23 protein-coding genes are annotated in these 24,669 nt (G+C 57.4%); 19 read left to right on the top strand and 4 right to left on the bottom strand.

Translation table 11 applies throughout. The annotated features are described in order from the left end of the window. The first annotated feature begins 1 nt into the window (after position 1). The 12 genes from RCAS_RS22035 (at position 2) to RCAS_RS21980 (ending at position 14,905) form a co-directional block, all read left to right on the top strand. Complete coding sequence (locus RCAS_RS22035) at positions 2–814, top strand: FAD-binding domain-containing protein (RefSeq protein WP_012122697.1); 813 nt, start codon at positions 2–4, stop codon at positions 812–814. A 7-nt stretch (positions 815–821) separates the two neighbouring features. Beyond that, the gene (locus RCAS_RS22030; RefSeq protein ID WP_012122696.1) at positions 822–1,775 is read left to right on the top strand and encodes a lysophospholipid acyltransferase family protein; all 954 of its coding nucleotides are present in this window, start codon (positions 822–824) and stop codon (positions 1,773–1,775) included. Positions 1,776–2,097: 322 nt separating this feature from the next. Continuing rightward, positions 2,098–2,550 (top strand): hypothetical protein, encoded by a 453-nt coding sequence (locus RCAS_RS22025; RefSeq protein ID WP_012122695.1) that lies wholly within the window; start codon positions 2,098–2,100, stop codon positions 2,548–2,550. Continuing rightward, positions 2,547–4,328, top strand: a complete 1,782-nt coding sequence (locus RCAS_RS22020) for an alpha-amylase family glycosyl hydrolase (protein WP_012122694.1) — start codon at positions 2,547–2,549, stop codon at positions 4,326–4,328. The genes RCAS_RS22025 and RCAS_RS22020 overlap by 4 nt, the downstream gene beginning before the upstream one ends. A gap of 876 nt (positions 4,329–5,204) precedes the next feature. Further along, positions 5,205–6,275, top strand: a complete 1,071-nt coding sequence (cmr1, locus tag RCAS_RS22015; protein ID WP_012122693.1) for a type III-B CRISPR module RAMP protein Cmr1 — start codon at positions 5,205–5,207, stop codon at positions 6,273–6,275. Then, on the top strand, positions 6,272–7,888 hold the full coding sequence (locus tag RCAS_RS22010) for an AAA family ATPase (RefSeq protein ID WP_012122692.1): 1,617 nt from the start codon (positions 6,272–6,274) through the stop codon (positions 7,886–7,888). The genes cmr1 (RCAS_RS22015) and RCAS_RS22010 overlap by 4 nt, the downstream gene beginning before the upstream one ends. Beyond that, positions 7,885–8,589, top strand: a complete 705-nt coding sequence (locus RCAS_RS22005) for a hypothetical protein (protein WP_012122691.1) — start codon at positions 7,885–7,887, stop codon at positions 8,587–8,589. Before RCAS_RS22010 ends, RCAS_RS22005 begins: the two co-directional genes overlap by 4 nt. Then, the gene (locus RCAS_RS22000; RefSeq protein WP_012122690.1) at positions 8,586–9,905 is read left to right on the top strand and encodes an RAMP superfamily CRISPR-associated protein; all 1,320 of its coding nucleotides are present in this window, start codon (positions 8,586–8,588) and stop codon (positions 9,903–9,905) included. The genes RCAS_RS22005 and RCAS_RS22000 overlap by 4 nt, the downstream gene beginning before the upstream one ends. Continuing rightward, positions 9,902–12,691 carry a CRISPR-associated protein Csx11 gene (locus RCAS_RS21995; RefSeq protein ID WP_012122689.1) on the top strand — a complete coding sequence of 930 codons (2,790 nt, stop codon included), beginning with the start codon at positions 9,902–9,904 and terminating at the stop codon, positions 12,689–12,691. Before RCAS_RS22000 ends, RCAS_RS21995 begins: the two co-directional genes overlap by 4 nt. 10 nt (positions 12,692–12,701) lie before the next feature. Then, positions 12,702–13,688 (top strand): type III-B CRISPR module RAMP protein Cmr4, encoded by a 987-nt coding sequence (cmr4, locus tag RCAS_RS21990; protein ID WP_012122688.1) that lies wholly within the window; start codon positions 12,702–12,704, stop codon positions 13,686–13,688. After that, positions 13,678–14,067, top strand: a complete 390-nt coding sequence (locus RCAS_RS21985) for a hypothetical protein (RefSeq protein WP_012122687.1) — start codon at positions 13,678–13,680, stop codon at positions 14,065–14,067. Before cmr4 ends, RCAS_RS21985 begins: the two co-directional genes overlap by 11 nt. 10 nt (positions 14,068–14,077) lie before the next feature. Next, positions 14,078–14,905: a hypothetical protein gene (locus RCAS_RS21980; RefSeq protein WP_012122686.1), complete on the top strand. Its 828-nt coding sequence runs from the start codon at positions 14,078–14,080 to the stop codon at positions 14,903–14,905. A 190-nt stretch (positions 14,906–15,095) separates the two neighbouring features. Here the strand turns inward: RCAS_RS21980 and RCAS_RS25435 are convergent, their stop codons facing one another. Further along, positions 15,096–15,263: a hypothetical protein gene (locus RCAS_RS25435; protein WP_157042740.1), complete on the bottom strand. Its 168-nt coding sequence runs from the start codon at positions 15,261–15,263 to the stop codon at positions 15,096–15,098. On the opposite strand from RCAS_RS25435, the gene RCAS_RS21975 reads away from it, so the two are divergent. The 6 genes from RCAS_RS21975 to RCAS_RS21950 all read left to right on the top strand — a co-directional run bounded on the left by RCAS_RS21975 (position 15,262) and on the right by RCAS_RS21950 (position 21,057). Next, positions 15,262–16,374 (top strand): AAA family ATPase, encoded by a 1,113-nt coding sequence (locus RCAS_RS21975; protein ID WP_012122685.1) that lies wholly within the window; start codon positions 15,262–15,264, stop codon positions 16,372–16,374. The genes RCAS_RS25435 and RCAS_RS21975 overlap by 2 nt on opposite strands. Next, positions 16,371–17,045 carry a DUF4276 family protein gene (locus tag RCAS_RS24365; RefSeq protein WP_012122684.1) on the top strand — a complete coding sequence of 225 codons (675 nt, stop codon included), beginning with the start codon at positions 16,371–16,373 and terminating at the stop codon, positions 17,043–17,045. Before RCAS_RS21975 ends, RCAS_RS24365 begins: the two co-directional genes overlap by 4 nt. A 617-nt stretch (positions 17,046–17,662) precedes the next feature. Beyond that, a complete protein-coding gene (locus RCAS_RS21965) occupies positions 17,663–18,121 on the top strand; it encodes a gamma-glutamylcyclotransferase family protein (protein WP_012122683.1) in 459 nt (152 codons plus the stop codon). A gap of 441 nt (positions 18,122–18,562) precedes the next feature. Continuing rightward, the gene (locus RCAS_RS21960; RefSeq protein WP_049768868.1) at positions 18,563–19,183 is read left to right on the top strand and encodes a hypothetical protein; all 621 of its coding nucleotides are present in this window, start codon (positions 18,563–18,565) and stop codon (positions 19,181–19,183) included. Positions 19,184–19,834: 651 nt separating this feature from the next. After that, positions 19,835–20,494 (top strand): type III-B CRISPR module RAMP protein Cmr1, encoded by a 660-nt coding sequence (gene cmr1, locus RCAS_RS21955; protein ID WP_012122680.1) that lies wholly within the window; start codon positions 19,835–19,837, stop codon positions 20,492–20,494. Continuing rightward, on the top strand, positions 20,485–21,057 hold the full coding sequence (locus RCAS_RS21950; RefSeq protein WP_049768867.1) for an NYN domain-containing protein: 573 nt from the start codon (positions 20,485–20,487) through the stop codon (positions 21,055–21,057). The genes cmr1 (RCAS_RS21955) and RCAS_RS21950 overlap by 10 nt, the downstream gene beginning before the upstream one ends. A gap of 183 nt (positions 21,058–21,240) precedes the next feature. On the opposite strand, the gene RCAS_RS21945 is transcribed toward RCAS_RS21950, so the two are convergent. Genes RCAS_RS21945 through RCAS_RS24680 form a run of 3 tightly spaced genes read right to left on the bottom strand, consistent with a single transcriptional unit; the run spans position 21,241 to position 22,529 of the window. After that, the gene (locus tag RCAS_RS21945; RefSeq protein WP_012122678.1) at positions 21,241–21,849 is read right to left on the bottom strand and encodes a TMEM175 family protein; all 609 of its coding nucleotides are present in this window, start codon (positions 21,847–21,849) and stop codon (positions 21,241–21,243) included. 6 nt (positions 21,850–21,855) lie between these two features. Further along, positions 21,856–22,152, bottom strand: coding sequence for a hypothetical protein (locus RCAS_RS21940; RefSeq protein ID WP_012122677.1), 297 nt, complete (start codon positions 22,150–22,152; stop codon positions 21,856–21,858). After that, a complete protein-coding gene (locus RCAS_RS24680; RefSeq protein ID WP_012122676.1) occupies positions 22,149–22,529 on the bottom strand; it encodes a response regulator in 381 nt (126 codons plus the stop codon). The genes RCAS_RS21940 and RCAS_RS24680 overlap by 4 nt, the downstream gene beginning before the upstream one ends. 1,495 nt (positions 22,530–24,024) lie before the next feature. Here RCAS_RS24680 and RCAS_RS21930 point away from each other — a divergent pair. Continuing rightward, on the top strand, positions 24,025–24,666 hold the full coding sequence (locus RCAS_RS21930) for a response regulator (RefSeq protein ID WP_012122675.1): 642 nt from the start codon (positions 24,025–24,027) through the stop codon (positions 24,664–24,666). The last annotated feature ends 3 nt before the right edge of the window (positions 24,667–24,669 follow it).

The following is a 24,669-nucleotide window of genomic DNA, read 5'->3' as shown; positions in this document are numbered from 1 at the left end:
GATGTCTACCGATATGCGCCGTGATTTCGCCAACCGCAATGAGTTGATCGAGTATCTGCGCCGCGAGTTTCCGCAGGCGGCGGCGCGCTGTGACGAGGTGAGCGCGACCCGTGGCGGGAGGCGGGAGGCGGAGACGCGCCTGCGACGTATCGACCCGCGTCGCTACGCCGCCACGCGCAACTACCTGAGTGGTGCAGTCACGCATCTTTCGCCCTACATCCGGCATGGCGTTCTCAGTCTGGCGGAGGTGCGCGATGCGGCACTCAGCCGGGTGCGTCGCTCTGCCGATGCCGCCAAACTGGTCAGCGAACTCGGTTGGCGCGATTACTGGCAGCGCCTCTACGAACGCCTCGGTGACAATGTCTGGCGTGACCAGGAGTCATACAAGACCGGTTATTGCGCCGGTGACTACGCCGCCGAACTGCCGGACGACATTATCGAAGGGCGCACGGGGCTGGCGTGCATCGACGCATTCAGCCACGAATTGCGCGCCACCGGTTACCTGCACAACCACGCGCGCATGTGGCTGGCGGCGTATGTGGTACACTGGCGACGTATCAGATGGCAGGCGGGCGCGCGCTGGTTTCTTGAACATCTGCTCGACGGCGACCCGGCGAGTAACAATCTGTCGTGGCAGTGGGTGGCGAGCACCTTCAGCCACAAGCCGTACATCTTCAACCGCGAAAACCTGGAGCGCTTCACCGATGGCGTCTACTGCCGCACTTGCCCGCTCTACGGGCGCTGCGACTTCGAGGGAACCTACGATGCGCTGAACCGGCGCCTCTTTCCGAACGCAACCGGTACGACCGGATAAATAGACCATGGGCTTTTATACGTTGCGCAGGGAACGCGATCTCGAACAACTCGACGCCCTGACCCGCCTGAACATCGAAGACCTGATCGCTTCGTTCAAACTCGACCACATCCGGCGCGGTCGTCGCTTGCTGGAATTGCTCTGCTGGCTCCCTGCGCGCCGCTTTGCCCATCAGATTCTGGCATACGAACAGATGGTCGGCTCAGGCGGCTTGCACCTCGGCGCGTCGTGGATTGTCCACACCTTCGCCCGCCGGCTCGAAATCTACGGTGCGGAGTGTGTTCCGCATCGCGGACCGCTCCTTGTGCTCTCGAACCATCCGGGCATGTCGGATGCGATGGCGCTGTTCGTCGCCCTTTCTCGTCCCGACCTGAAGGTGATCGCTGCGGAACGCAAACTGCTCCACCTGTTGCCGAATATCAGCCGCCACCTGGTGTTCATTCCAGAGGGGGAGAGCGAAAGCCGCGGGCGGATGAGCGGGATGCGCACCATTGCCGCTCATCTCCGACGTGGCGGCGCAGCGTTGATCTACCCTGCCGGCAGGATCGAACCCGACCCGCTAGTCATGCCCGATGCCATCGACGCACTGGCGAACTGGTCGGAGAGCGTGAGCCTCTTTGCGCGGTTGGCGCCGGAGGCGCTGGTGTTGCCGGTCGCCATTGGCGGCACGATCTCGGCTGCCGCGTTGCGCAATCCAATCCCCCGCCTTTACCGCAAACGGCGCGACCGCGAATGGGCAGCGGCGACGTTGCAGGTGCTGATCCCTGCCTATCGTCCGCCGGTGGTGCGCGTGGTGTTTACCGAGCCGTTTCAGGCTGCCAGCCTCGCCGAACTCGGCGATCCGCCCGATATTATGCGCGCCATCACCGGGCGCGTTGCCGATGCCATGCGCCGGATGCAGGCGTCCCAGCACGCCGACAGGTACGGGTATCCGGTCGCAATTGCGATTGGTAATGAATGACGACGACGATGGAGGGGGCGGGTCTGCGAGACGCCGACGGGTTCAAGGGCGGACGGCACGCATGCGCATTGCGGGCATGCAGGGCATTGGGAAGCGCCGTTTTTTCCCTCACCCCCTACCCCTCTCCCGCACGCGGGAGAGGGGCGACCGGCGCCCCAGCACGCCGACAGGCACGGGTATCCGGTCGCAATTGCGATTGGTAATGAATGACGACGACGATGGAGGGGGCGGGTCTGCGAGACGCCCCGGCGGGGGGCGGGTCTGCGAGACGCCCCATCGTTGGGGCAGGTCTGAGACCTGCCCCAACGATGGGGAAAAAACCATGACACCACAATTCATCCGTCCCATTGTCTGGGTGCACGGCGATTGCCTGAGTCCATACGGACCGGCGCTTCAGGCGCATCCCGGCGCACCGGCAATTTGGGTGTGGGACGATGCCCTGCTGGAAGAATGGCGAATTTCGCTGAAACGGATCGTCTTCATCTACGAGTGCCTGCTGGAGTTGCCGGTCGTCATCCGGCGCGGCGATGTTGCGAGCGAGGTGCTGGCTTTCGCCCGCGAGCACGCCGCCGACGGAGTCGCCACTGCCTTCAGCCCCAGCCCGCGCTTCCGCGCCATCTGTGATCGCCTGCGGGATGCACTCCCCGTCGCCGTGTTGCCGGTCGAGCCATTTCTGGCGTATACTGGGCGCCTGGACCTTCGCCGCTTCTCACGCTACTGGGCAACGGCGGAGAAGTACGCTTTTGGCCAGTTGCCGCTCTTCGACGACCAATGAAAGCACGCGCACTCTTTCTGATCATCGTTCTTATCATCGTTGGGTGCGGTGCGCCTTCTGCGGCAGTTCCGCCAACTGCCACACCGCCTGCCGCACCTTCCGCTACGCCGTTAAGCGAAGAAGCAGCGCTGCTCGCCACCATGGCGGCGAATGCGCCCTCTCCCGCAGAGGCGACCCCCACCGTCCCACTGCCGACCCTGTTTCCGACTATCACCCTCGGACCGACTGCGGAACCGCGACCGTTGCCGGCCGGATGGTGGGACACCGCCGTGTGCTATGAAATCTTCGTGCGCTCGTTCTACGACAGCGACGGCGATGGGATCGGCGATATCAACGGGCTGATCGCAAAACTCGACTACATCAACGATGGCGATCCAACCGGCGGTTCCGACCTTGGCGCCAACTGTATCTGGCTGATGCCGGTGGCGGAAGCCGCCAGCTACCACGGTTACGATGTCATCGACTATAACGCCATCGAAAAAGATTATGGCACAAACGACGATTTCAAGCGTCTTGTGGCAGAGGCGAACCGGCGCGGCATCCGGGTGATCGTCGATCTAGTGTTGAACCACACATCCAGCGCGCATCCCTGGTTTATCTCGGCGCTGAACGATCCTGCATCTCCCTATCGCGACTGGTACATCTGGTCGCCGGTCGATCCCGGCTACCGCGGACCGTGGGGGCAACAGGTCTGGCACCGTTCACCGGCGCGCAACGAGTACTACTATGGCGTTTTCGTCGCCGAAATGCCCGATCTGAACTACCGCAACCCGGAAGTCGTCGCTGAAGCGGAGAAGATCGCCGCCTTCTGGCTGAACGAGATGGGAGTCGATGGGTTCCGCCTCGATGCGATCAAGCACATTGTGGAAAACGGTTCCGAGCAGGAAGGCACGCGCGAAACCCATGCCTGGATGCGCTCATTCGAGGCAGCCATCGAGCGCATCAAACCGGGAGCGTTCACCGTTGGCGAAGTCTTCGGCGGGCGCGCCGGGTCGCTTGACGCCTACTATCCCGACCAACTCGACACCTACTTCGAGTTTGGCGTTGCGGAAGGAATCTTGCGCTCCGCCAACACCGGCGCGCCGGGACCGTACCTGACGGCGGTGGAAGATGCGCTCATGCGCCTTCCATACCAGCGTTGGGCGCCATTCCTCACCAACCACGACCAGGAACGGGTGATGACTGTCCTCGGCGGCGATGCCGGTAAGGCGCGCGTTGCGGCCATCGCCCTGCTGACTCTTCCGGGTCTCCCATTTGTGTACTATGGCGAGGAGATCGGTATGACGGGCGCCAAACCGGATGAGCGCATCCGCACGCCGATGCAGTGGACGGGCGAACCGGGAGCGGGATTCACGACCGGTTCGCCCTGGCAGGCGCCCCAGAGCGATTTCCCGACGGTCAACGTCGCCGCGCAGGATACCGATCCCGACTCGCTGCTCAACGTCTATCGGACCCTCATCCGGTTGCACACCACCCGTCCGGCGCTCGGCAAGGGCGATTTCACCGCGCTGAACGCGACCGGCGGCGCAGCGGCGTTCCTGCGGCGCAGCGGCGACGACGCGGCGCTGGTGGTGATCAACTTCAGCGCCAACCCGCTCTCCGGCGTGACCCTCTCGACTGCGCAGAGCAATCTCGATCCCGGCGCCTACACCCCTGAACTGCTCTTCGGCAGTGGAAACCTGTCGCCGCTCATCGTCGGCGCCAACGGGTCAATCAGCGCGTATGCGCTGCCTGAGATTCCGCCGCAGCGCGCGGTGATTGTTGGGTTGGGGAGATGAGGGGATGGAATGGCGTGGCGCACGATTAATTAATCGTGCGCTACGTTGACCATGCAGCGCCGCCCGGACAGGGGCATCAGCGCCCTTCGTTCATTCGGCTCGACGGGTCTTGGGTGGGTGGGGATGCCCGTGCCCCCAGGAACGTGTCCGCGTGCGTGGGACCGGTGTGGGGAATGCGAATGCGTGCGGGTCTCGGGCGGGTGGGGATGCCCGTGCCCCCAGGAACGTGTCCGCGTGCGTGGGACCAGTGCGGGGAATGCGAATGCGCACGGGTCTCGGGCGGGCGGGGATGCCCGTGCCCCCAGGAACGTGTCCGCGTGCGTGGGACCAGTGCGGGGAATGCGAATGCGTGCGGGTCTCGGGCGGGTGGGGATGCCCGTGCCCCCAGGAACGTGTCCGCGTGCGTGGGACCAGTGCGGGGAATGCGAATGCGCACGGGTCTCAGGCGGGCGGGATGCCCGTGCCCCCAGGAACGTCCGTGTGCGTGGGACCAGTGCTGGGGATGCGAATGCGTGCAGGTCTCGGGCGGACAGGACGCCCGTGCTCTCAGGAACGCCTGCGTGCGCGGACGAGGGTGCATCAGCGCCCTTCGTTCATTCGGCTCGACGGGTTTCCGGCGGGTGGGGGCGCGGATGTGAATGCGCAACTTCTGCCCGTCATCGTGTCGTCCAGACCCAACCCGTTGCGTGATCGCCTCCCAATCCACAACCGTCGCCCGACCGAGCCTGTGAAGTCGGTACACGTTGTCATACCGCAGGCAGATATGGCACAATATCAGTACATCGTCCGATTGTGAACCGTGATATTATCAACGTACCTCGAAGGCAACACCTGAAGATCGACCGCGTCGAACCTATAGAAACCGGCACAAAACGTATGGAACTAACAATCAGCACCCTCACCCCACTATGGACCGGCGGCGTAGAACCGGGAAAGGTTGACCGTATCCACGAAACCGGCATCCTCGGCAGCCTGCGCTGGTGGTACGAAGCCATCGTGCGTGGGCTTGGTGGAACAGCCTGCGATCCGAGCAAGGGCGAATGCCGGTTCGATGCCGAGAAATACCAGAAGAGCACGGCAACTGATGAGCGTCAGCGGTTACGTGACGCCGGCTTGTGCGATGTGTGCCAACTCTTCGGCGCAACTGGATGGCGGCGGCGGTTTCGGCTTGAGGTGGTAAACGATCAAACCGCTCCGCTCTGGGCAGGCAATCAACCACTGAATATTCGCCCGCCGGGACGCAACCGGGGCTGGTTTCTACCACCGGGAAGGATGGGCACCTTCACCCTCCGCATCCACGGCGATGCGACAAGTGTGAAACACTTACTCGCATTGTTCCGCTTCGTAGAACGTTGGGGCAGTCTCGGAGCCAAGCCGCAACTTGGGTATGGAGTGATAGCCATTCAAAACTGGGATGCGGTCAAGAACAATCTGAACGACTGGTCGTGGCGACAAGCAGCACAATCGTTTGGCAACAACTCATCTGCACCCAATGCTGACCTCCCCGACCTGCGTCGCTTTGGTTTTTTCCGCTATCGCTTTCAGCCGCCCGACAAGGCATGGTGGAGTCGCATCGGAGGATTTGAACGGGTGGTGGCGCAGGTGCGTCCCTTTGCCGCCCGAACCGTACCCGTCCCGCCGGTGCTCAAGAACGCATGGCGTTTTCAGCACTGGCAACCTTCGTGGGAAGACGAACACACGTTCTGGGGGCGCGTTGCTACTGACCGAATCCGTGGGAAAGTTGCCGTCAGTTGGGCATACCCGCGTACTAATGGCTGGGAGATTCGCGGCTCGGCATGGCTGAGCGGGGTCGAACCTGAACCGGTCTGGCAACTGTTGAGCAATGCCGCCATCGTGAACCAGACCCTGGGCGTGACCGGGGGTACAATGGACACGATGCGGCCTCAGACTACCGACCAGTTGCTGAATGTGCTGGAGAACCTATGATCGAGCGTATCGTTATTCATCGCTTCCGTGGCATTCGCCAGGGCGATCTCAACCATCTGCGGAAATTTAATCTGTTTATCGGACCAAACAACAGCGGCAAGACCGCCATCCTCGAACTGCTCTACCTGAGCGCAACGAGTGGGCGACCGGTTCAGTTCATCCGCGACGATCTGCTGCCTGCCGAGACCGGTGTGCTCAGAGCGACGACATCGGCGCGCAGCGATCTGCTGGGCTACGAGCCGCTGCCATACTTGCGCCAACGTCATGGCAAGCACGGCGAGTGGGCCGGCAATCCGGCGGTGGTGACACCAGAAGGCGGGTTGGAGATCAACTTGCGCCGTGTGCCGAATAGCGATGGCGCCCCTCCGTGGAACTCCTTTCGGCTGGCCGCACCACTACCGGACTGGGGTGAGCAGGATGTGTATGCGTTTCGCAAGGAAGATATTGCCCGCATTGCGATGTTCACCCTGCCGCAGCCAACGACGCTTGACCCCAGTATGATCCCACCCACGATTGCCGAGGCCGGAGTCAGACCTGCCGGCGCAGCCACCGACACGACCACCGCCGCACCGACACCAATAACCGGTACAGCGACCGAAGCAGAGGAGGTGGGCAGCGCAGCCACTGACACGACCACCGACACGACCACTGACACGACCACCGACACGACCACCGCCGCACCGACACCAATAACCGGTACAGCGACCGAAGCAGAGGAGGTGGGCAGCGCAGCCACCGACACGACCACCGCCGCACCGACACTAACAACCGGTACAGCGACCGAAGCAGAGGAGGTGGGCAGCGCAGCCACCGACACGACCACGACGCCGATCTCCGATTGGCACTACCTCTGGGAACCGGACTGGGTGTACCGTTGGGATCGACAGGAACCCATTGATCGCCTGGCGGTCTGGGTCACGCAAGGACGACGACCACAGCCGCAGCAGGTCGTGTTCTTTTCCTCACAGACGGCGAATAGCCATTTCACCGACCACTTTGCCAAGTGGGCCTATCACAACGTCAAGGACTGGCACGAAACGCTTGCCGAGCGGATGGCGCAGGTGTTTCCGGCACTGAAGGGAGCCAAGATTGAGGTGCTTGACGCGCCCGACGACCAACCGGGCCGAACCGGCTATGTGCGCTTTCCGAACCGAACGCCGCTGGCCATCGATCAGTTCGGTGACGGCGCCCGTCATGCGTTCAAGTTGCTCGCTGCCCTCACCGCCTTAGCCGCGACGGTTGATGACGATCATCCCGGCTTGCTCTTGTGGGAGGAGCCAGAGGTGTATATGCACGCAGCAACGCTCAACCGTCTGTTGCGCAGCGTAGCCGATATTGTTGCTCAAAAGCCGATTCAAGTATGCATCACTACCCAGAGTCTGGAAGTTCTGGCGTGGCTGATTCTCTATCTTGATCAACAACCGGCCATGCAACCGGATCAGATCAGCACGTTGCATCTCAACCTGAAGGATGGACAGTTGCACGTGCGTCCATTTATTGGCAAAGCGCTCGGCGGATGGTTCGATTTCTTTGGTGATCCGCGCCTGATTGAAGAAGACGAACTGGCTTCACCGCTGACACGCCTGTTGAGCATTCGGGAGGAACGTGAATGACCACCATCATCCACGTTGTCACCGAAGGCGCAACCGAGCGAGAAGTGGGGCGGGTATTATACAAGCGCGGCATTCTCTCAGCAAAGGGACGGCCCCAACCACCACAATGGCGAAGTATGGGTGAGCGCGAAGGTTTCGAACAGGTGATACAAGCGCTTGAAAACGAACTCATACCTACCTTACGCGCCTCCGGTAACCAGGAGCGTCTCCTCCTTATTTTTGACCAGGAAGATGCAGCCACGGCTCAGGATCGGGCACATGTCATCGGCCAAAGGCTTGGTCTTCAGTTCAATCCAAACCAACACCATAACAACCTGTTCGAGCATCGTGATCCAAACCTGCACGTGATGCTCCACGTGTCAAATGCCTCTATAACGGGAATTGCCCGCAAGGACTTTGACGGATATATACTTATGCTGTTGCAAGGTAATGGCAAAACAAATCTTGCCCAATGCCTGGCACGTGTGCAGATTCCTTCAAACGCGCTCCTGACCAAAACCGAGCAGGAGTTGCCCGATCTTATGCAAAAGAACGGTATTACTTGGAGTCATGCGAAATCATGGATCTACGCCTACATCACCGTGTTTCAATATCGCCAATCCCACGTCTGGTTCGCGCGAGACGTCATTGAAAACGCCGATGAACAAGAATTGCGGAGCGTGTTTGCGCCGCTTATTGCTGCATGGGATGCATTACTATGACCCACGACTTCTATGCCCGATTCCCTTTTCCGCTCGTTGCCATGACGGCGCAATCCCTGGCTGTGCTATGGTTGGCCGGTGAGACCAACGATTTGCCGCCCGGCTGGCCCGATCTGGCGCTGCTTGAGGACCCGGTCGCCCGGTTTGACATTCTGGCGCAGGCGATGATAACCAAGCACCTCGAACGTGCACGCAGCGGCACGCGCACTCAGAACGGCGGCTACCGCTTGTGGGTTGAACAACGGGCGCAGGCGTTTTTCCAGCAACGACGCGCCTGGATGCAGCGCTTAGGGCTAGAGCCGGTGTTGCCCGATCTCACGTATTCCCCACCCGGCTCATGGGCGCTCCACGTTTCCTTCACCCTCCGCCAACCGTACCTCAGCCGCGACGACCAGATGTTTCACCTGCTCGACAATCCGCTTAAAAAAGAGCGGGTTTTCAAGATACCCTACGTCGCTGCATCAGGTTGGAAAGGCGCGCTGCGTTCTGCTATGCGGCAACTGCGCGGATACACCACGCTCGATGATGAAGCCAGGGATACGCAAATGGTACGATTGTTCGGTAATGTCAGAGCAGCCGAAAGCGACTTTGTTGCCGGCCGCCTCACCTTTTTCCCAACCTTCTTCGACAAGGCTCGTCTGGAGGTGATCAATCCCCACGACCGCACGACCGGCGTCGGGGCGCGGGGGCCGATCTTGCTGGAATGCGTGCCGCAGGGCGCGCAAGGCGATTTCTTTTTGCTCTACGTGCCGTTTGGTCCATTCGGACAATCTGATGACGATAGACGCGCCGGGATAGCGGACGATCTGCACGCCGTGGCCGAAGGTGTGCGTGCGATGCTCACCACCTACGGCTTTGGCGCCAAGACCAGCAGCGGATTTGGTGCCGTTGAAGAGCAACTGGCCGGCGAGGGTAAACTTGTCCTCCGCGCCAAACTGGCCGGGGAGACGGCGCCGACTGTTGCTCCGTCAGCACCACAGCCATCTGAACTGGCCCGCTACCTCGAATCACCGACCCGACTCCACCCCGACCTGCGGCGTGAAGATGGCACCCTGAAATCCGAAGCGGAGTACCAAAGCTTTATCGAGAGTCAAGGACGAAAGTACGGCAAACAGGAAAAACAATTGTACGACAAAGCAAAAAAGTGGTGGGAGCAGGAAGAGCAAACCCAGGCCCAGCAGACACCTACACCGGCGCCTGAGCCGGCCCCGCCGGAACCCTCACCGGTCACCACCTTCACGTTTCGGACCCTGAGCGAACTCGATGATGTGGCGCAGCGCGTGGCGACCCGGTTGCGGGAGGGGGGTGCGTTGTGAATCAGCTTGATGTGTTGGCACAACATCGTGAGATGCTGCTGTTGGCAGAAGCCATCGGCTGGCTGCACGATTACCGCAAGTGTTCCGATGAGCAGCTCAAGGTGCAAGCCAGTAACCCCCAAGGTTCCGCTCTGCCTCGCAATGAACTTGCCAACCGTTACAATCAGTTGACCGGTGTAAACCTACAACTTTCTGTGCAATCAGGCGCTCAGACGACAACGATAGCTCAGACGATAACAAATCTGCTCGATGACAATACTTGGAACAACAATCTCTTAGGTCAATATCTCTCCCGCTGTCACAACACGGCTCACTTCGACAAACAGGAACCGGTTGGCGGAAAGCAAGCCTATCCCGGCATGCAGATTAGTTCGCCGTTTGGGTTTGAACGCGCCATTCCGAATAACTTGACCGCCAAGATGTGGGCGTTGCCTTGGGCTTCGCTGGCAAATTATTCTCAAACTGAACGGCAAACACTGTTGTCAAAATTAGGTGAGTTGTTTACACAGGTAGGCGCAGATACACGCCGCCCCATCAACGAAGTGGATTTGTGGAGCTGGGGTTTACTGGTAGGCGCACTCTACAAGGCAGCGCTGGCCAGCGCACTTCTATTAGGCAATCCGCCGCCAGCGAGAGACCTGCGCTGGCGATTGCTCAGTGTTCGCGTCAACGGCTTTGACTACATACTCAATGTTGATCGCATTCCCGATCTGTTGGCTAAACAAGAGTTGCTCACCGATTGTCTGAACAGGGTGCGGGATGTGCTCGAAGTGACCCACCCCGTCGGCAGTGAGGTTTATCGAGATGAAAACGGCAGTGTCTTCGTTGTCCCTGATGTGTCTGACCTGTTAGCAATAACCGATAACAATGGACAGAGTCTTCAGTCTATCATCGAGCAAGAGTTTGCCAAGGGTACAGTGAAAAGCAATCCATGTCCTCAATTGGGCGGGGAACTAACACCGCACCTTGAATTGGAACAGCATCCTTGGTGGGGACAAGACCCAAACTGGCCGAATTCCTCTAACGATGAGTTACCGGACATCAGCAGCCTTCTCAATCAAAGGATCGTCTCACCGGCAAATGTTGATGATGTCAAGCAACATTGGCAGAACAGGACCGCAGACATCTGCACCGTCTGCGGCCTGCGTCCACAGGGGCCGAGCAGCAAAGCCGCCGAGCGCAACGTATGCGACATTTGCGAAGCGCGGCGGGCAGACCGCTCGCAGCGGTGGGCAACTTCAGAAACTGACCGCACTATCTGGATCGATGAAGTCGCCGATACGAACGGACGTTTTGCGCTGATCGTCGGGCAATTTGACCTGACCCATTGGCTGGATGGTAGTCTCTTGCAATCTCTTTTGTTGATCGCGCCTCATGACCCGCAGAATACAAACAACAAACCGGTCACGAGCAAGACACCTTCGTTCAGCCGCCTACGCCGCATTTGGGAGACGACGCGCCGCTTCTGGCATGAGGTTCAGGAAGAGGCCCTGCTGAAACTGCGCGATGACCGGCGCCGGCTGAAAATTTACCTTAAACAACCGAATTTAGGTCCGTTTCACGTCTACGACCTTGTGGTCGGACCGACCGACCTCAGTGTGGTCTGGATGGCAGGGTATCTCCTCACCGCAGACAATCTGTGCTACATCGCCCGTCAGTTGGGTGCGGAAAGCGGTATTTACACTAGCCCCGCCGCGGCAGCCATTTTTGTCGAAGAGTACTTGTGCAAGCAGTTCGTCAAAAATGCACGTCAGCCCATTCTGCGCAACCCGGACGCTTCCCCAAGCCTAGGACGCGCTAATCTAGTTAGCGGGATAAAAATCAATCAAATCGATTACCAGAACAACGCTTACGCCACCGCCATTCCCATCCTTGCCGAACCGCGCTCGTTTCTGATGCTAGTCCCGGCCGATAAGTCGCTTGAGGTACTGAAGCAGATCAAAGCAAAGTACGAGTGCGAGATGGGTAAAGTACGCGACCGGCTGCCGCTGCATCTAGGTTGTATATTTGCCGCCCGCCGTACCCCCATCCGCGCCGTATTGGAAGCTGGCCGAGCCATGCTTGATCGGGAACCACTGCTGCAACAATGGCAGATCAAACAGGTGGATCGGCAACCTGGGCATGTAGTACTGCAACTCGAACGCAGCGGTTACTCCGTCCAATGGCAGATTCCGCTGAAAATGGGCGATGGAACAACCGATGATCTCTGGTATCCCTATTTCTTCCTAGAGACAAACGGTGACGACAGCAAAGCCGATGCCTCGAAGCGGCTCGCAGTCAAAGTATTGATGCCGCAGAGTAATGGGAAAAAGGTTGACGAATGGATTGTTCACGCTGGCGATTTACGCATTGGTGAAACGATCTATCGGTGGAGTTCTACCTTCGACTTTGAATTCCTCGACACCACGGCTCGCCGCTTCGAGATCTCCTACGACGAGTACGGCCGTCGTCCGCGCCGTACCCGCCCCTTCTACCTCGAAGACTTGGATCGCTTGGAGGAACTCTGGTGCTCTATGACGCGCCTGACCAAAACCCAGCGGCATCAGGTGATCCGTACTATCGAAGCCACCCGCGAGGCGTGGTATGGCACAGATGACAATGGTCAGTCCACCACCGACGAGGTATTCAAGCAATTCGTCGCCGACACACTGGCCGGAGCAGCATGGCCGAAGGGGCAGGCCTGGAGCACCATTCCCGCCGAATGGCGCGAAAAGCTCATCCAGGCCGGTGTGCGCGGCGAGCTGACAGACTTAGCCGAACTGCACATGGAAATCTTGAAAGAGTGAGGAGACCCAGATGGCAACCTACCAACGACAACAATATCTGTTGATGACGATTGATCCGGTTCACATCGGCACTGGCGGGTATCGCCTCGGTCGGGTGGACAACAGCATCGTGCGCGAACCGGGCACTCGCGTGCCCAAAATCCCCGGTACCAGCCTGCACGGCGCGGCCCGTTCGTATGCGGCCCAACTCTACGAGACACCCGAAGCCGCCGGCCAGAGCCAGGACAACGTGCAGTATCCCGACCAGAATCCGGTCTGCTACACCTTCGGCTACATTGAGAAGACGGGCAATGGCAACAACGTGAAAGCCTACTCCGGCGTCGTCAATATCTTTGACGCCCACGTGCTGCTCTTCCCGGTCTATTCAATGACCGGGCCGGTGTGGGTGACGACGCTCGGACGGCTGCGCGAGGCCGGTTTTACCGTGAAGCACAACGGCGCCGCTCTTGAACCGCAGACCAGCACGGCATTGCTTACCTGGGATCGGAAAGATGACCTTAACCTGGGCTGGCTGATGGTCAATGTGGCCGGCAAAGCGGAGGTGACTGCACCAAACGGATGGCAGAATGAACAACGCTGGCAGGCCATCGCCAACCGCATCGTGCTGGTGAACGAATCGCTTTTCAGCCACGTGGTCAACAGCAATCTCGAAGTGCGCACGTCGGTGGCAATTGACCCGGAACGCGGCGCGGCGGAGGAGGGGGCGCTCTTCACCTACGAAGCGCTGCCGCGCGCGACCTTCCTGACGACAGAGGTGGTGCTGGATGATTATCGAGAAGCGTTTCCCAAAGACAAATGTGGTCAAGGAAAGACTGACAAGAACAACCCGTTGCCCGGCGACCCATGGAACTGCCCGCTAGATGTAGTCAAAGCCGGTTTGCGTATGATCGAATGGCTCGGGGTAGGCGGCATGGGCACACGCGGTTTTGGCCGGCTGGTTATCGTAGGTGAACCGCTGAAGCAAAAATACGGCGAGGAGCGAGGCAATGAGCAATAGCACCGAACGCAACCTGGACCGGCTGGCGGCGGAGTACGCGCAGAATATCATCAAGCGCACGAAGGATAAAAAAGCCAGCGATATCGACAACACCATCACCAAAGCACTGGGCGTCCTGCAAGAAAACGGCGTCTATGCCTGCTTTCTTTACCTGTTGGCGCGCGAGAAAGAGAACGGCAGCGTGGTGGTAGAAGAGATGCTCAACGTGCTCAACGGGCTAGGCTTTGGGTGGGGTAAACCTGCCGATAAACGTCCTGAAAAGGTGTTGGCTCACGTGAGCGACAAAGTCACGGCTGATCTCGAGCGCCTGCTGCTCGCCAAAGAGACGCTCGAACAGATGCTGATCTACGCCCGCTACGGCGCCAAAGCACGAGAATAGGGAGGTGGCAATGACCTGGCAGGTCTATCACGTGATCGTGCGCCTCCGTTCACCGTTGCACATCGGCTACCGCAAAGTGGGCAACGTCCAACGCACCCGTCCCTACGTCACCGGCCGGGCGCTGTGGGGCGCGCTGACCATGCGCCTGACCCGCGATGCCACTGCCCCGGCCACCGGCTCTCATGCCTACCAGCAGATCGGCGATGAGGTGCATCAACAGCTTGCGTTCACCTATTTCTACCCGGCGCTGCAATCGGGCAATGACTATCAGGTCGTCTGGCCCTGGGACAACGAAACTCTGTTCCGCCCTCGCTTTCTCAGTAGCTATCAAAGCACTGCCTTAGCCTACCCGCAGCATGCAGCCGCTGAGGGCATGCTTCACGAAGTCGAATACATCTCACCTCACACGCTGGATACCGGTCAGCCGGTCTACTTGCAGGGCTACATCTTTGCCAAAACAGACTGTACGCTGGCTTGGCAATCGGCGCTCGAACGCCTGCACATCGGCGGCGAGCGCGGGTATGGGTGGGGAGCCACCGAATTAGTACAAATTTCTCCGTGTGAGGACGATCAACTTTTTGGCGGTGTCGCACAGTTTCAGCAAAGTAATAACAGTTTCACGATTTCCTTACCAAAAGACGGGCGTTTGCTCGCGCACACCAAAGCCGACAACGCAGCCATTATTGGCAACCTCGAACCGTTGGTCGGGCGCGAATGGCGGTCTCATGGTGGCGCCGGTCAGCACATCGCGTTCACCGGTGTCTGCTTTAGCCCCGGCAGCGTGGTCGCCACAGCACAGTGCTTTACGGTAAAAGAGTTTGGGGTGTGGGAAGCGTGAGGGGGGAGGGGAGGGCCAGTTCTGAATACGGTATCATATCTTTGCCAGGGGAAGCTTGTGTTTTGTCATGACCAACGTTCTACACGCAAGCCACTGTTGGCAACGATTCATTCATCAAAACCATAGTCATCTTCAATCTGGTTGCAATGAACATGAGAATACCCACACATAACGGGATATACACATGCAATCAGGAGAACGTACCCAACGCACCCGTTACGAGGGTCCGCTGATTACCACAAACGCCAACATTGGCATAGCCGACGCCGACCGTACCTTGGCGCGGCGGCAGGATGCGACGGAGGAAGAATAACACCGTACCGAGACCGGTTTGCAGGCGTTGAAGGAGTAAAGCCATGGTAGAGCGCATTGTCGTAAAGGGTTATAAATCCATTCGGGAAGCCGAAATCAACCTGCGCCCGGTCAACGTCCTCATTGGCGCCAATGGCGCAGGCAAATCCAACTTCATTGGCCTGTTCCAGTTTATGAACCGCGTTGTCAATCAGGGTATGCAAGTCTACGTAGCGCAGGCCGGCGGCGCCGATCAACTTCTGCACTATGGCCGTAAAATAACCGAGCAGATATACCTTGAACTTTGGTTTTCCAGGCCCAATAATCTGGCAAACGGTTATGAATGTACGCTGCTCCCAACCGATGATGACCTACTGGTCTTTAAAGAAGAGGTTGTCTACTTCCATGACCGAAACGAATATGATCACCCTTATGAAAGTCGGCGTTCATCACAGGTACATCATGAAACGTTACTTCTAGACTGGCAGCGAAATGGTGACCGGGTTGCGTATCATGTTTTGCGCGCGTTGGCCTCTTGGCAACTGTATCATTTTCACGATACCAGTCCATCAGCTCGCATTAAACAAACCGGAGACATCCACGATAACCTCTTTTTAAGACCAGATGCGTCTAACCTGGCAGCGTATCTCTACGTTTTGCGTGAAACTGAAGAAGCGTATTATCGCAATATCGTGGATACTATCCGTCTCGTCGCGCCTTTTTTTGGTGATTTCGTGCTGCGCCCGTCACCATTCAATCCGGCAAAAATTCGTCTAGAGTGGCAGGAGCGCGGTTCCGATGCGCTCTTTGGCCCGCATGTCTTTTCAGATGGCACGCTGCGTTTTATCTGTCTGGCAACGCTCTTTTTGCAGCCACCCGAACGGTTTCCGGCTACCATCGTGCTCGATGAGCCGGAACTAGGGTTACATCCTTATGCTATCGCTATCTTGGCCGACATGGTGCGCAGTGCGGCGGAACATACGCAGATTATCTTAGCCACGCAGTCAGTTACCCTCGTTAATCAGTTCGAACCGGACGACATTTTGGTCGTAGATCGTGTCCAAGGGGAAACACTATTCAGCCGACTGGAAAAAGAGCAGATGGCATCTTGGCTGGAAGATTACGGACTCGGCGATCTGTGGGAAAAGAATCTACTGAGAGGACGACCGGCGCGATGAAGCAGGTGCTTGTTTATGTGGAAGGGCAAACCGAGGAGACTTTCGTGCGCGACGTGTTAGCGCCACATCTATTCACAACCTGCTCCATCTTCGTAATTCCTACGCTAGCCCGGACCAAACGAACCAAATCCGGTCAGACGTTTAAAGGAGGCATTGTTTCCTACGGGCAGGTGAAAAAAGATCTTCGTAATCTCCTAAATACACCTAACGTGGCATTAGTGACTACAATGATTGATTACTACGGATTACCAGATGACTTCCCGGGAATATCGACATTGCCAACCGGTACACTCTCCGAAAGGGTACGTGCTCTGCAAGATGCATTTGCCATGGACATCGGAAGCCAGCGATTTTTGCCCTTTCTTGTCTTGCACGAGTTCGAAGCTCTCGTTCTGACCGAACCGGAACATCTTGCCGATGTCTTGCCTCAGTATAAAGCCAAACTTGCCGATCTCCAGAGAGATATTAACGGTTTGCCACCAGAAGAAATCAACGACGGCGACACCACCCATCCTGCTGCCCGCATCCGGCAATATTTTCCCGGCTATCAAAAACGTTTACACGGTCCGTTACTAGTCCAAAAAATCGGGATTGAAACCATTCGAGACAAATGTCCGCATTTTCACGATTGGTTAACCCGATTAGAATCACTATGTACACAACAGGAGTGACCGGATACCCGATCCCTTTGCTCCTGCGCAACCTGCCCGCCCATCCTTGTCACTAGGGTTCTAGTCCGGTGTCATCACGTCAAGTCGACGCAGTAGTAGTTTATAGGGAAGATAACAGATGTACTCACGAATGGTTCTCTCTCCCAAAATCGTTCACCGGTGTCTGCTTTAGCCCCGGCAGTGTCATCCCTTACGCAAAGGCGCAGAGGAGGCCAAGAACGCTCAGGGTATAGGCCGCGTGAGGGAGGGCTGCATCCCTTACGCACAGGCGCAGCGGAGGCCAAGAACGCTCAGGGTATAGGCCGCGTGAGGGAGGGCTGCATCCCTTACGCACAGGCGCAGCGGAGGCCAAGAACGCTCAGGGTATAGGCCGCGTGAGGGAGGGCTGCATCCCTTACACACAGGCGCAGCGGAGGCCAAGAACGCTCAGGGTATAGGCCGCGTGAGGGAGGGCTGCATCCCTTACGCACAGGCGCAGCGGAGGCCAAGAACGCTCAGGGTATAGGCCGCGTGAGGGAGGGCTGCATCCCTTACGCACAGGCGCAGCGGAGGCCAAGAACGCTCAGGGTATAGGCCGCGTGAGGAGTATCGTCAGGACAGAGCGAAAGGATCTTCCTATGGATCAGTGGTACTTTGCCTACGGCAGTAATCTATCGAAGGAACAGATGGAAGAGCGCATCGGTTCCAGCAGGGAGGCGCGGGTAGCGTGGCTCACCGGGTACCGGCTGGTGTTCAACAAGCGCAGCAAAAAAGATGGTACAGGTAAGGCGAACATTGTTCCAGCCGCAGGCGCGACCGTCTGGGGTGTTGTGTACCGGTGCAGTTATGATGATCTCCAAAAGATGGACAAGTGTGAGGGAGTGAAGGGTGGGCACTATCAGCGACACGCGATTCGGGTTCAACTTGACAGTGGTGAGGAGCTAGATGCAGTGACATACGTGGCCGGGGAGAGGTTTCTCGCCGCCGAGTCACTCAAGCCGAGCACTGAGTATCTTGAGACGATCATCACAGGAGCGCGCCAGCATCGGCTACCGGACGACTACATCCGCAGTATTGAAGCATTAGCGGGTTCGTAACACGCATCAGATGCGACTCTCCGGTGGACGGCGCGTGGTGCGGTTCGCTCGACGGCTCACCAGCGGACGTCACCTTCTATTTGGACCGCACCCACGCAGCGGGGATGCGAGGGACGCCCACGCCACCTCTCTCTGTTTATTCCGCTCAACGGGGTACCGGGGGTTGGGGCAGGCTGTCCGTGCTCCCAACAAATCACAGTGGATCGCAGCAAAGGCTAAAATGCTGTGGTCATACACCAGTTCATCTCACCGTATCATTTCCCTCTAAGTTTACCTTTTTGCTATTCTAGACGATTACACCATCTACTACAACGATAATACGGTAGAGTACGTATCACCTCCTCCGGTGTTACCTTTTTGCCATTGGCATCGTATATGAAGTATAATTTACGGTGATATGCAGTGATCGCCGTTTGCGCAAACGATGAAAGGAGCACGACAATGAACACCAATATTGACGAGGTCTTGCTGTCGAGTAGCGTAAAAGTTAAGAAGTATTGCGAACTTGAAAAAGCGCAAGATCGCGAGGGTATTGCCAATTTTATCCTGGAACGCTTCACAGAGCGCTATATTACTCCTATCGAGTCTACCGATAAGGAACAAAAACACGGGTTCTGCACAATGGCCATCTGCTGCTTGATGATCGAAGCCCTCGAATCTTTTTGGCAAGGTTGGGAGGATACTACAAGAAAAAGCAAGAAAGCTTTTTGTAAATTTTTCCAACGATGTTCAAGAAACAATTTGGCATTAGGAGAATTCAGCAACAAGGCGGAAGACTTTTACACGGGAGTGCGCTGCGGTATTTTGCACCAGGCCGAGACCACAAACGGCTGGAGGATCCGGCGGAAAGGTCCGCTGTACGATCCTGAGCAAAATATAATCAACGCCACAGCATTTCACCGAGAATTGCAGAAGGCGCTAGAGGCTTACTGCGAAGAACTACGACAGGCTGATTGGAACGCTCCAATATGGAACAATCTGAGGCGTAAGATGGACAAGGTGATCGAGAACTGTGAACTACCCAAAGCAGACAATCAGACGCAGAGCACACAGTGCGTGTAAGATGGACAAAGTGATCGAGAACTGTAAACGACCATAACACCCTACCTGTCCCGCTGTTGGTAGGTGTCTATCGGTGATGGTGTGCGGCGCTGCTGCCGCATGCCGTCACCTACCGCGCCGACCGGCAGATCGAGCGCAACGCTCTCTGTCGTGGTTACAGTATGGTTCAGTGGGATTGGTATAATAATGAGCAACGACGTTATTCCTGAAAATTAAGTTCATACACCGTGCGACCACTAAAACGACTCAGACGAGCCAAACGCATCCCAGATGGTCTTCCGCCGAATTCGTTTGTGCCGCTGCTAACGGAACGTCGAGAACAGGCCAGGGTTTTGCCGGCATATGCGGATGCCGTGCGTAAGCGCCTGCTCGGCGAAGTGACAACCCCCTCCCCTGAGAACAGCGTTGTTCGTCATCGCGCTGCCTCAACCTTGCTCCGGGACCGGTTGGATGCAACTGCCGGCGACCATCGCATTCGAGCAGTAATCGCCGATTTCAACCTGATAGACCAAAAACCCAAACGGACATAGGTGCCAAACGGTCGGTTTCTGCAAGAAGTGCCATCCGGTTCATTTATTTTTGACACAAAGCAAACGCTGTGGAGTATACTATCGAGCACACTATTAAGAATTCTACTACAAGGATGCTGCAATGGGGAAAAAATGGAAGCTCGAAGCCCACACCGACATCTGGACCGGAGACGCAGCAGGGAAACCCGACCGCCTCATTCCCACCGGCATCATGGGATCGCTGCGCTGGTGGTTTGAGGTGCTGGTGCGCGGTCTCGGCGGCCAGGCGTGCGATCCCACGTCGGATGTGCGCTGCCCGGACAAGGACGGTCGGCACTGCGTGGTCTGCGAACTCTTCGGCTGCACCGGCTGGGCGCGCAAGTTCCGGCTCATGATTCTGGACGATAATGGTCAGGTCATTCAGAACCAGATCAAGGCAAATCACACCTTCATCTTGCGCTTCATCCCCCTGCGACCCATTCGGGACGAGGAGTGGTGCCTGCTCGACGCCACCCTGCGCCTGATTGCCGAGTATGGAGCGATAGGCGGCAAGACGGTGTTTAAGCCGTCGGATCAGCAGAATAGGCAGAATCAGCCTCATCACAAAGACTTTGGGCTTGTGAAGATTAAGAAGCGGCCAAAATGGTGTAAAAAAGAGGATGTAGAAGCCTATGTGCGCAATTCACATTGGCGACCAAACTTTCCTGATAATGACTTCTCCTGGGCTTCCCTGCAAAACTTCTGGTGTGTGAATGGGCGGTATCTGGCGCGTATATCCGTCCCGGTCTCGACGTGTTTGTGATTGTATCCGGTGATGGCGGATTTGCCGCTCTGGCCAAAAAGCTGCACGAATATGGCAAGACGGTCATCGGTTGCGCTTACCGTTCGGCAGTCAACAAGACGTTTCAAGCGGTGTGTGACGAATTCGTTTGGATTACCGACCCGGAAGAGAAGGTTCAGCCGGCGCATGTGCCCGATCAACTTGGGGTCACCGACCCGCGCAATATTCGCCTCGCCGAACAGGTGGCGAGAGTAACCGTGCCTACACCAGAGAACATTGTCGCCAAAACTAGAGAGATCCTCGATTGGTACGCACAGAATACAACAACGTCAGTCGATTTGGTTCAGAAAGGAATAACACTTTCGGTCATTAAAGAAGCTGTCATGTATGCCATTCCCGACTTTCAACCGGGCAGATTGGGATTTGCGAAGTTTATCGAATATATGCAGTTCGTTTGCCAGGGAACGATCTACTGCATCGTGCGTCTGCCAACTTCACAGGTCGTGCTCGCCCTGCGCTGCGCTGTTCCCAATGGGAGTGAGGTGCTGCCGGATTTGGATGCGCACGAAATGGAGTGCGGTTGAGACCCGACGTTGCGCTCCCTGATCAGATTCCTTCTTTGGAGAAGTCGTTGTCTTCTCTTCTCTGGTGGGCTTGAGTCGGAGAGGGTTATCAGGGCAAGCGGCGACAATCGGCGGCAAACAATTGCGGCGAGTGACACAGACGCAGCAGTGGGCAGGGCAAGCAGCGGATAAGGGTGATCATCATCACCTCGCCAACACAACGGCAGGCGCAATCAACAGCCACGAAAACTTGGCAAGGTCAGGGTTGAGGAATGCCAGCGCAACCGAAAGCAGAAAAACGGCGGAAACGCTCAGGTTGCGAATTATGCCGCGGCGGACGATGGCAGGCGGCAGGTTGGGGGCGACGAGACGGCGCGTGCCGGAGGCGTAGAGCCAGAGCAAGGCGAGGAGCAAGCCCGTCGCACACATCGTCAGCGCGTAAAAGATGGTAGCAGCGCGGTTGCCGTTTTCGCTGATGACCACCGTCGGGAAGGGGATGAAGGCAATCATCATCAGTACGAACAGGTTGAGCAATATCAGACGGGTATCGTAGCGCTCGATGTAGCCAAATTGACGATGATGAACCAGCCAGAAGTTGCCGATGACCAGAAAACTGACCATGAAACTGAGATATTTGGGATAGATGGAAGCCAATGCCCGCCACAGTTCAGCGTCGTTCAGCCCTGCCGCTTCGGGCAGGCGGATTTCCAGCGCCAGCAGGGTGATGGCAATGGCAAAGACCGCGTCGCTGAAGAAGACGATGCGTTCCAACCCCAGCGCGGTTTCACAATAAGGACGAGTCTGTTCACTCATGGCGGCTCAACCTTCTTTGGAAAGGACGCCCTGCGTCACCGCCACCGCGCCCAGCGAAATCAAAATGAAGGGACCGAAGATATGCCAGGGCAGGTCCACTGCCGAAAGTAAGCCGATGGCAAAACAAACCGCCAGGGCAGTGACCGCCTGCCCATAATTGCCGCGAAAGGCGCGGTCGGCGCCGATTGCCAGCCCCAGAACGAACAGCACGCCTGGATACCAGCCGCCGGTCACAATCAGAATGCCCAGCCCAATCAAGAAGATGCCGCCTGCAATGCCCGATTTTGTCCGTTTGGTGTTCATGTTTGCGCTCCTTTGTCGAAAGTGATGTTGCGGAGGGTCTGTTTCAACGCATCCGCCGATGCGCTCTTGGAAAGAAACGCCGCCACGCCAATCTGTCGGGCGCGGGCGCGGTTGGACGGCTCATCGTACAATGTCAGGATGATGACGGCGCAGCGCAGTTGTGATTGCCGCAAGCGCTCCGCCGCGCTCAAGCCGTCGAGCGAAGGCAGGCGGATATCCATCACCACCGCGTCGGGCTGGAGTTCGCGCGCCAGCCGCAGGGCGTCCCAGCCATCACCCGCTTCGCCCACGACGGCGAAATCGGGTTCGAGCGCGAGATTCATTCTCAGCCCGCGGCGGATGTTAGGGTCGTCGTCAACCAGCAGGATGGTTATCATGCCGCCAGTATAGGCGGGCGGCGCGCTGGGCGCATCGGCAAAAGGTTGTGGTTCCGTCTCCGTCTTAAGTCTGACTTGAGAAAGGCGATTGCAAACTATAATGGGGCATATTTCCCTATTCGTACCGCGAGATTCTCGCCCTGAGCCTGCCGAAGGGTGTCTCGCATTCGCCCAATATGGGGCGCGACATAAATGTCGCGGTACGAAAGTGTGAAAGCACTCCAATATGGGGCGCGACATATTGCAGATTGACAAATTAATCCGACAATGGCGTAGCGCATGGCGTAGCGCGAGATTTATCTCGCCTTCGGCGCAGGCATCCAAAATATGAGGCGCGACATGTTGCAGATTGACAAATTAATCCGACAATGGCGTAGCGCATGGCGTAGCGCGAGATTTATCTCGCCTTCGGCGCAGGCATCCAAAATATGAGGCGCGACATGTTGCAGATTGACAAATTAATCCGACAATGGCGTAGCGCGAGATTCTTGCCCTGAGCCTGCCGAAGGGTGTCTCGCATTCGCCCAATATGGGGCGCGACATAAATGTCGCGGTACGAAAGTGTGAAAGCACCCCAATATGGGGCGCGACATATTGCAGATTGACAAATTAATCCGACAATGGCGTAGCGCATGGCGTAGCGCGAGATTTATCTCGCCTTCGGCGCAGGCATCCAAAATATGAGGCGCGACATGTTGCAGATTGACAAATTAATCCGACAATGGCGTAGCGCATGGCGTAGCGCGAGATTTATCTCGCCTTCGGCGCAGGCATCCAAAATATGAGGCGCGACATGTTGCAGATTGACAAATTAATCCGACAATGGCGTAGCGCGAGATTCTTGCCCTGAGCCTGCCGAAGGGTATCTCGCATTTGTGTGTACCCGTCAGGTATGGGGTGCGACATAAATGTCGCGGTACGAAAGTGTGGTACGAAAGCACTCCAATATGGGGCGCGACATAAATGTCGCGGTACGAAAGTGTGGTACGAAAGCACTCCAATATGGAGTGCGACATAAATGTCGCGGTACGAAAGTGTGGTACGAAAGCACTCCAATATGGGGCGCGACAAATTAATCCGACAATGGCGTGGTGCGAGATTCTTGCCCTGAGCCTGCCGAAGGGTATCTCGCATTCTCCCAATATGAGGTGCGACATAAATGTCGCGGTACGAAAGCATACCCGCCAGGTATGGGGTGCGACAAGTTAATCCGACAATGGCGTAGCGCGAGATTCTTGCCCTGAGCCTGCCAAAGGGTATCTCGCATTTGTGTATACCCGTCAGGTATGGGGTGCGACATAAATGTCGCGGTACGAGAGCACCCCAATATGGGGTGCGACATAAATGTCGCGGTACGAGAGCACTCCAATATGGGGTGCGACATAAATGTCGCGGTACGAGAGCACTCCAATATGGGGCGCGACATAAATGTCGCGGTACGAAAGCGGTACGAAAGCGGTACGAAAGCTCAGTGAGGGCGCAAGGAGCGTTTCGTATGTCCATTCGTATTCTGCTCGTAGATGACCACGCGGTGGTCCGTCAGGGGTTGAAGATGTTTCTCGGTCTCGACCCAGACCTTCAGGTCGTGGGCGAAGCGGAGAACGGGGAAGAAGCCATCCGCCTGACGGGGGAGTTGAATCCCGACGTCGTCTTGATGGATTTGCTCATGCCAGTCATGGATGGCGTGACTGCCATTGCGCGCATCCGCCGCGATTTTCCTGATACCGAAGTTATCGCCCTGACCAGCGTGCTGGAAGACGAAGCCGTGATGAAAGCCATGCGCGCGGGAGCGATGGGCTATTTGCTCAAAGATACGCAGGCGGAAGAATTGCGCCGCGCCATTAAAGCCGCCGCAGCGGGGCAGGTGCAACTCTCGCCGCGAGCCGCCGCGCGGCTGATGCGCGACGTGCGCGCCCCCGAAAGCCCCGAAAAACTGACCGAGCGCGAAACCGATGTGTTGCGTCTGCTGGCATTGGGTCGCGCCAACAAGGAGATTGCGCGCGAACTCAACATCGGCGAGAAGACCGTCAAGACGCACGTTAGCGCCATTTTGCGCAAATTGGATGTGCCGAGCCGCACGCAAGCCGCCTTATATGCTGTGCGGATTGGGCTGGTGTCTATCGAAGGGGAGACATAGGTT

This window comes from Roseiflexus castenholzii DSM 13941 (genome assembly GCF_000017805.1).
In the GTDB taxonomy this organism is placed as follows: Bacteria; Chloroflexota; Chloroflexia; order Chloroflexales; family Roseiflexaceae; genus Roseiflexus; species Roseiflexus castenholzii.
This window is presented reverse-complemented; position numbering and strand designations above follow the sequence as displayed.

What these genes read in the sequence shown, in the direction of transcription:
- RCAS_RS22005 (WP_012122691.1), top strand. Translation starts at nt 7,885, where the DNA reads ATGACCACCATCATCCACGTTGTCACCGAAGGCGCAACCGAGCGAGAA.
- RCAS_RS21965 (WP_012122683.1), top strand. Translation starts at nt 17,663, where the DNA reads ATGGATCAGTGGTACTTTGCCTACGGCAGTAATCTATCGAAGGAACAG.
- RCAS_RS22030 (WP_012122696.1), top strand. Translation starts at nt 822, where the DNA reads ATGGGCTTTTATACGTTGCGCAGGGAACGCGATCTCGAACAACTCGAC.
- RCAS_RS21945 (WP_012122678.1), bottom strand. Translation starts at nt 21,849, where the DNA reads ATGAGTGAACAGACTCGTCCTTATTGTGAAACCGCGCTGGGGTTGGAA.
- RCAS_RS22035 (WP_012122697.1), top strand. Translation starts at nt 2, where the DNA reads ATGTCTACCGATATGCGCCGTGATTTCGCCAACCGCAATGAGTTGATC.
- RCAS_RS22020 (WP_012122694.1), top strand. Translation starts at nt 2,547, where the DNA reads ATGAAAGCACGCGCACTCTTTCTGATCATCGTTCTTATCATCGTTGGG.
- RCAS_RS21960 (WP_049768868.1), top strand. Translation starts at nt 18,563, where the DNA reads ATGAACACCAATATTGACGAGGTCTTGCTGTCGAGTAGCGTAAAAGTT.
- RCAS_RS24680 (WP_012122676.1), bottom strand. Translation starts at nt 22,529, where the DNA reads ATGATAACCATCCTGCTGGTTGACGACGACCCTAACATCCGCCGCGGG.
- RCAS_RS22010 (WP_012122692.1), top strand. Translation starts at nt 6,272, where the DNA reads ATGATCGAGCGTATCGTTATTCATCGCTTCCGTGGCATTCGCCAGGGC.
- RCAS_RS22000 (WP_012122690.1), top strand. Translation starts at nt 8,586, where the DNA reads ATGACCCACGACTTCTATGCCCGATTCCCTTTTCCGCTCGTTGCCATG.
- RCAS_RS21980 (WP_012122686.1), top strand. Translation starts at nt 14,078, where the DNA reads ATGACCTGGCAGGTCTATCACGTGATCGTGCGCCTCCGTTCACCGTTG.
- RCAS_RS24365 (WP_012122684.1), top strand. Translation starts at nt 16,371, where the DNA reads ATGAAGCAGGTGCTTGTTTATGTGGAAGGGCAAACCGAGGAGACTTTC.
- RCAS_RS25435 (WP_157042740.1), bottom strand. Translation starts at nt 15,263, where the DNA reads ATGGCTTTACTCCTTCAACGCCTGCAAACCGGTCTCGGTACGGTGTTA.
- cmr1 (WP_012122680.1), top strand. Translation starts at nt 19,835, where the DNA reads ATGGGGAAAAAATGGAAGCTCGAAGCCCACACCGACATCTGGACCGGA.
- RCAS_RS21985 (WP_012122687.1), top strand. Translation starts at nt 13,678, where the DNA reads ATGAGCAATAGCACCGAACGCAACCTGGACCGGCTGGCGGCGGAGTAC.
- cmr4 (WP_012122688.1), top strand. Translation starts at nt 12,702, where the DNA reads ATGGCAACCTACCAACGACAACAATATCTGTTGATGACGATTGATCCG.
- RCAS_RS22025 (WP_012122695.1), top strand. Translation starts at nt 2,098, where the DNA reads ATGACACCACAATTCATCCGTCCCATTGTCTGGGTGCACGGCGATTGC.
- RCAS_RS21940 (WP_012122677.1), bottom strand. Translation starts at nt 22,152, where the DNA reads ATGAACACCAAACGGACAAAATCGGGCATTGCAGGCGGCATCTTCTTG.
- cmr1 (WP_012122693.1), top strand. Translation starts at nt 5,205, where the DNA reads ATGGAACTAACAATCAGCACCCTCACCCCACTATGGACCGGCGGCGTA.
- RCAS_RS21975 (WP_012122685.1), top strand. Translation starts at nt 15,262, where the DNA reads ATGGTAGAGCGCATTGTCGTAAAGGGTTATAAATCCATTCGGGAAGCC.
- RCAS_RS21930 (WP_012122675.1), top strand. Translation starts at nt 24,025, where the DNA reads ATGTCCATTCGTATTCTGCTCGTAGATGACCACGCGGTGGTCCGTCAG.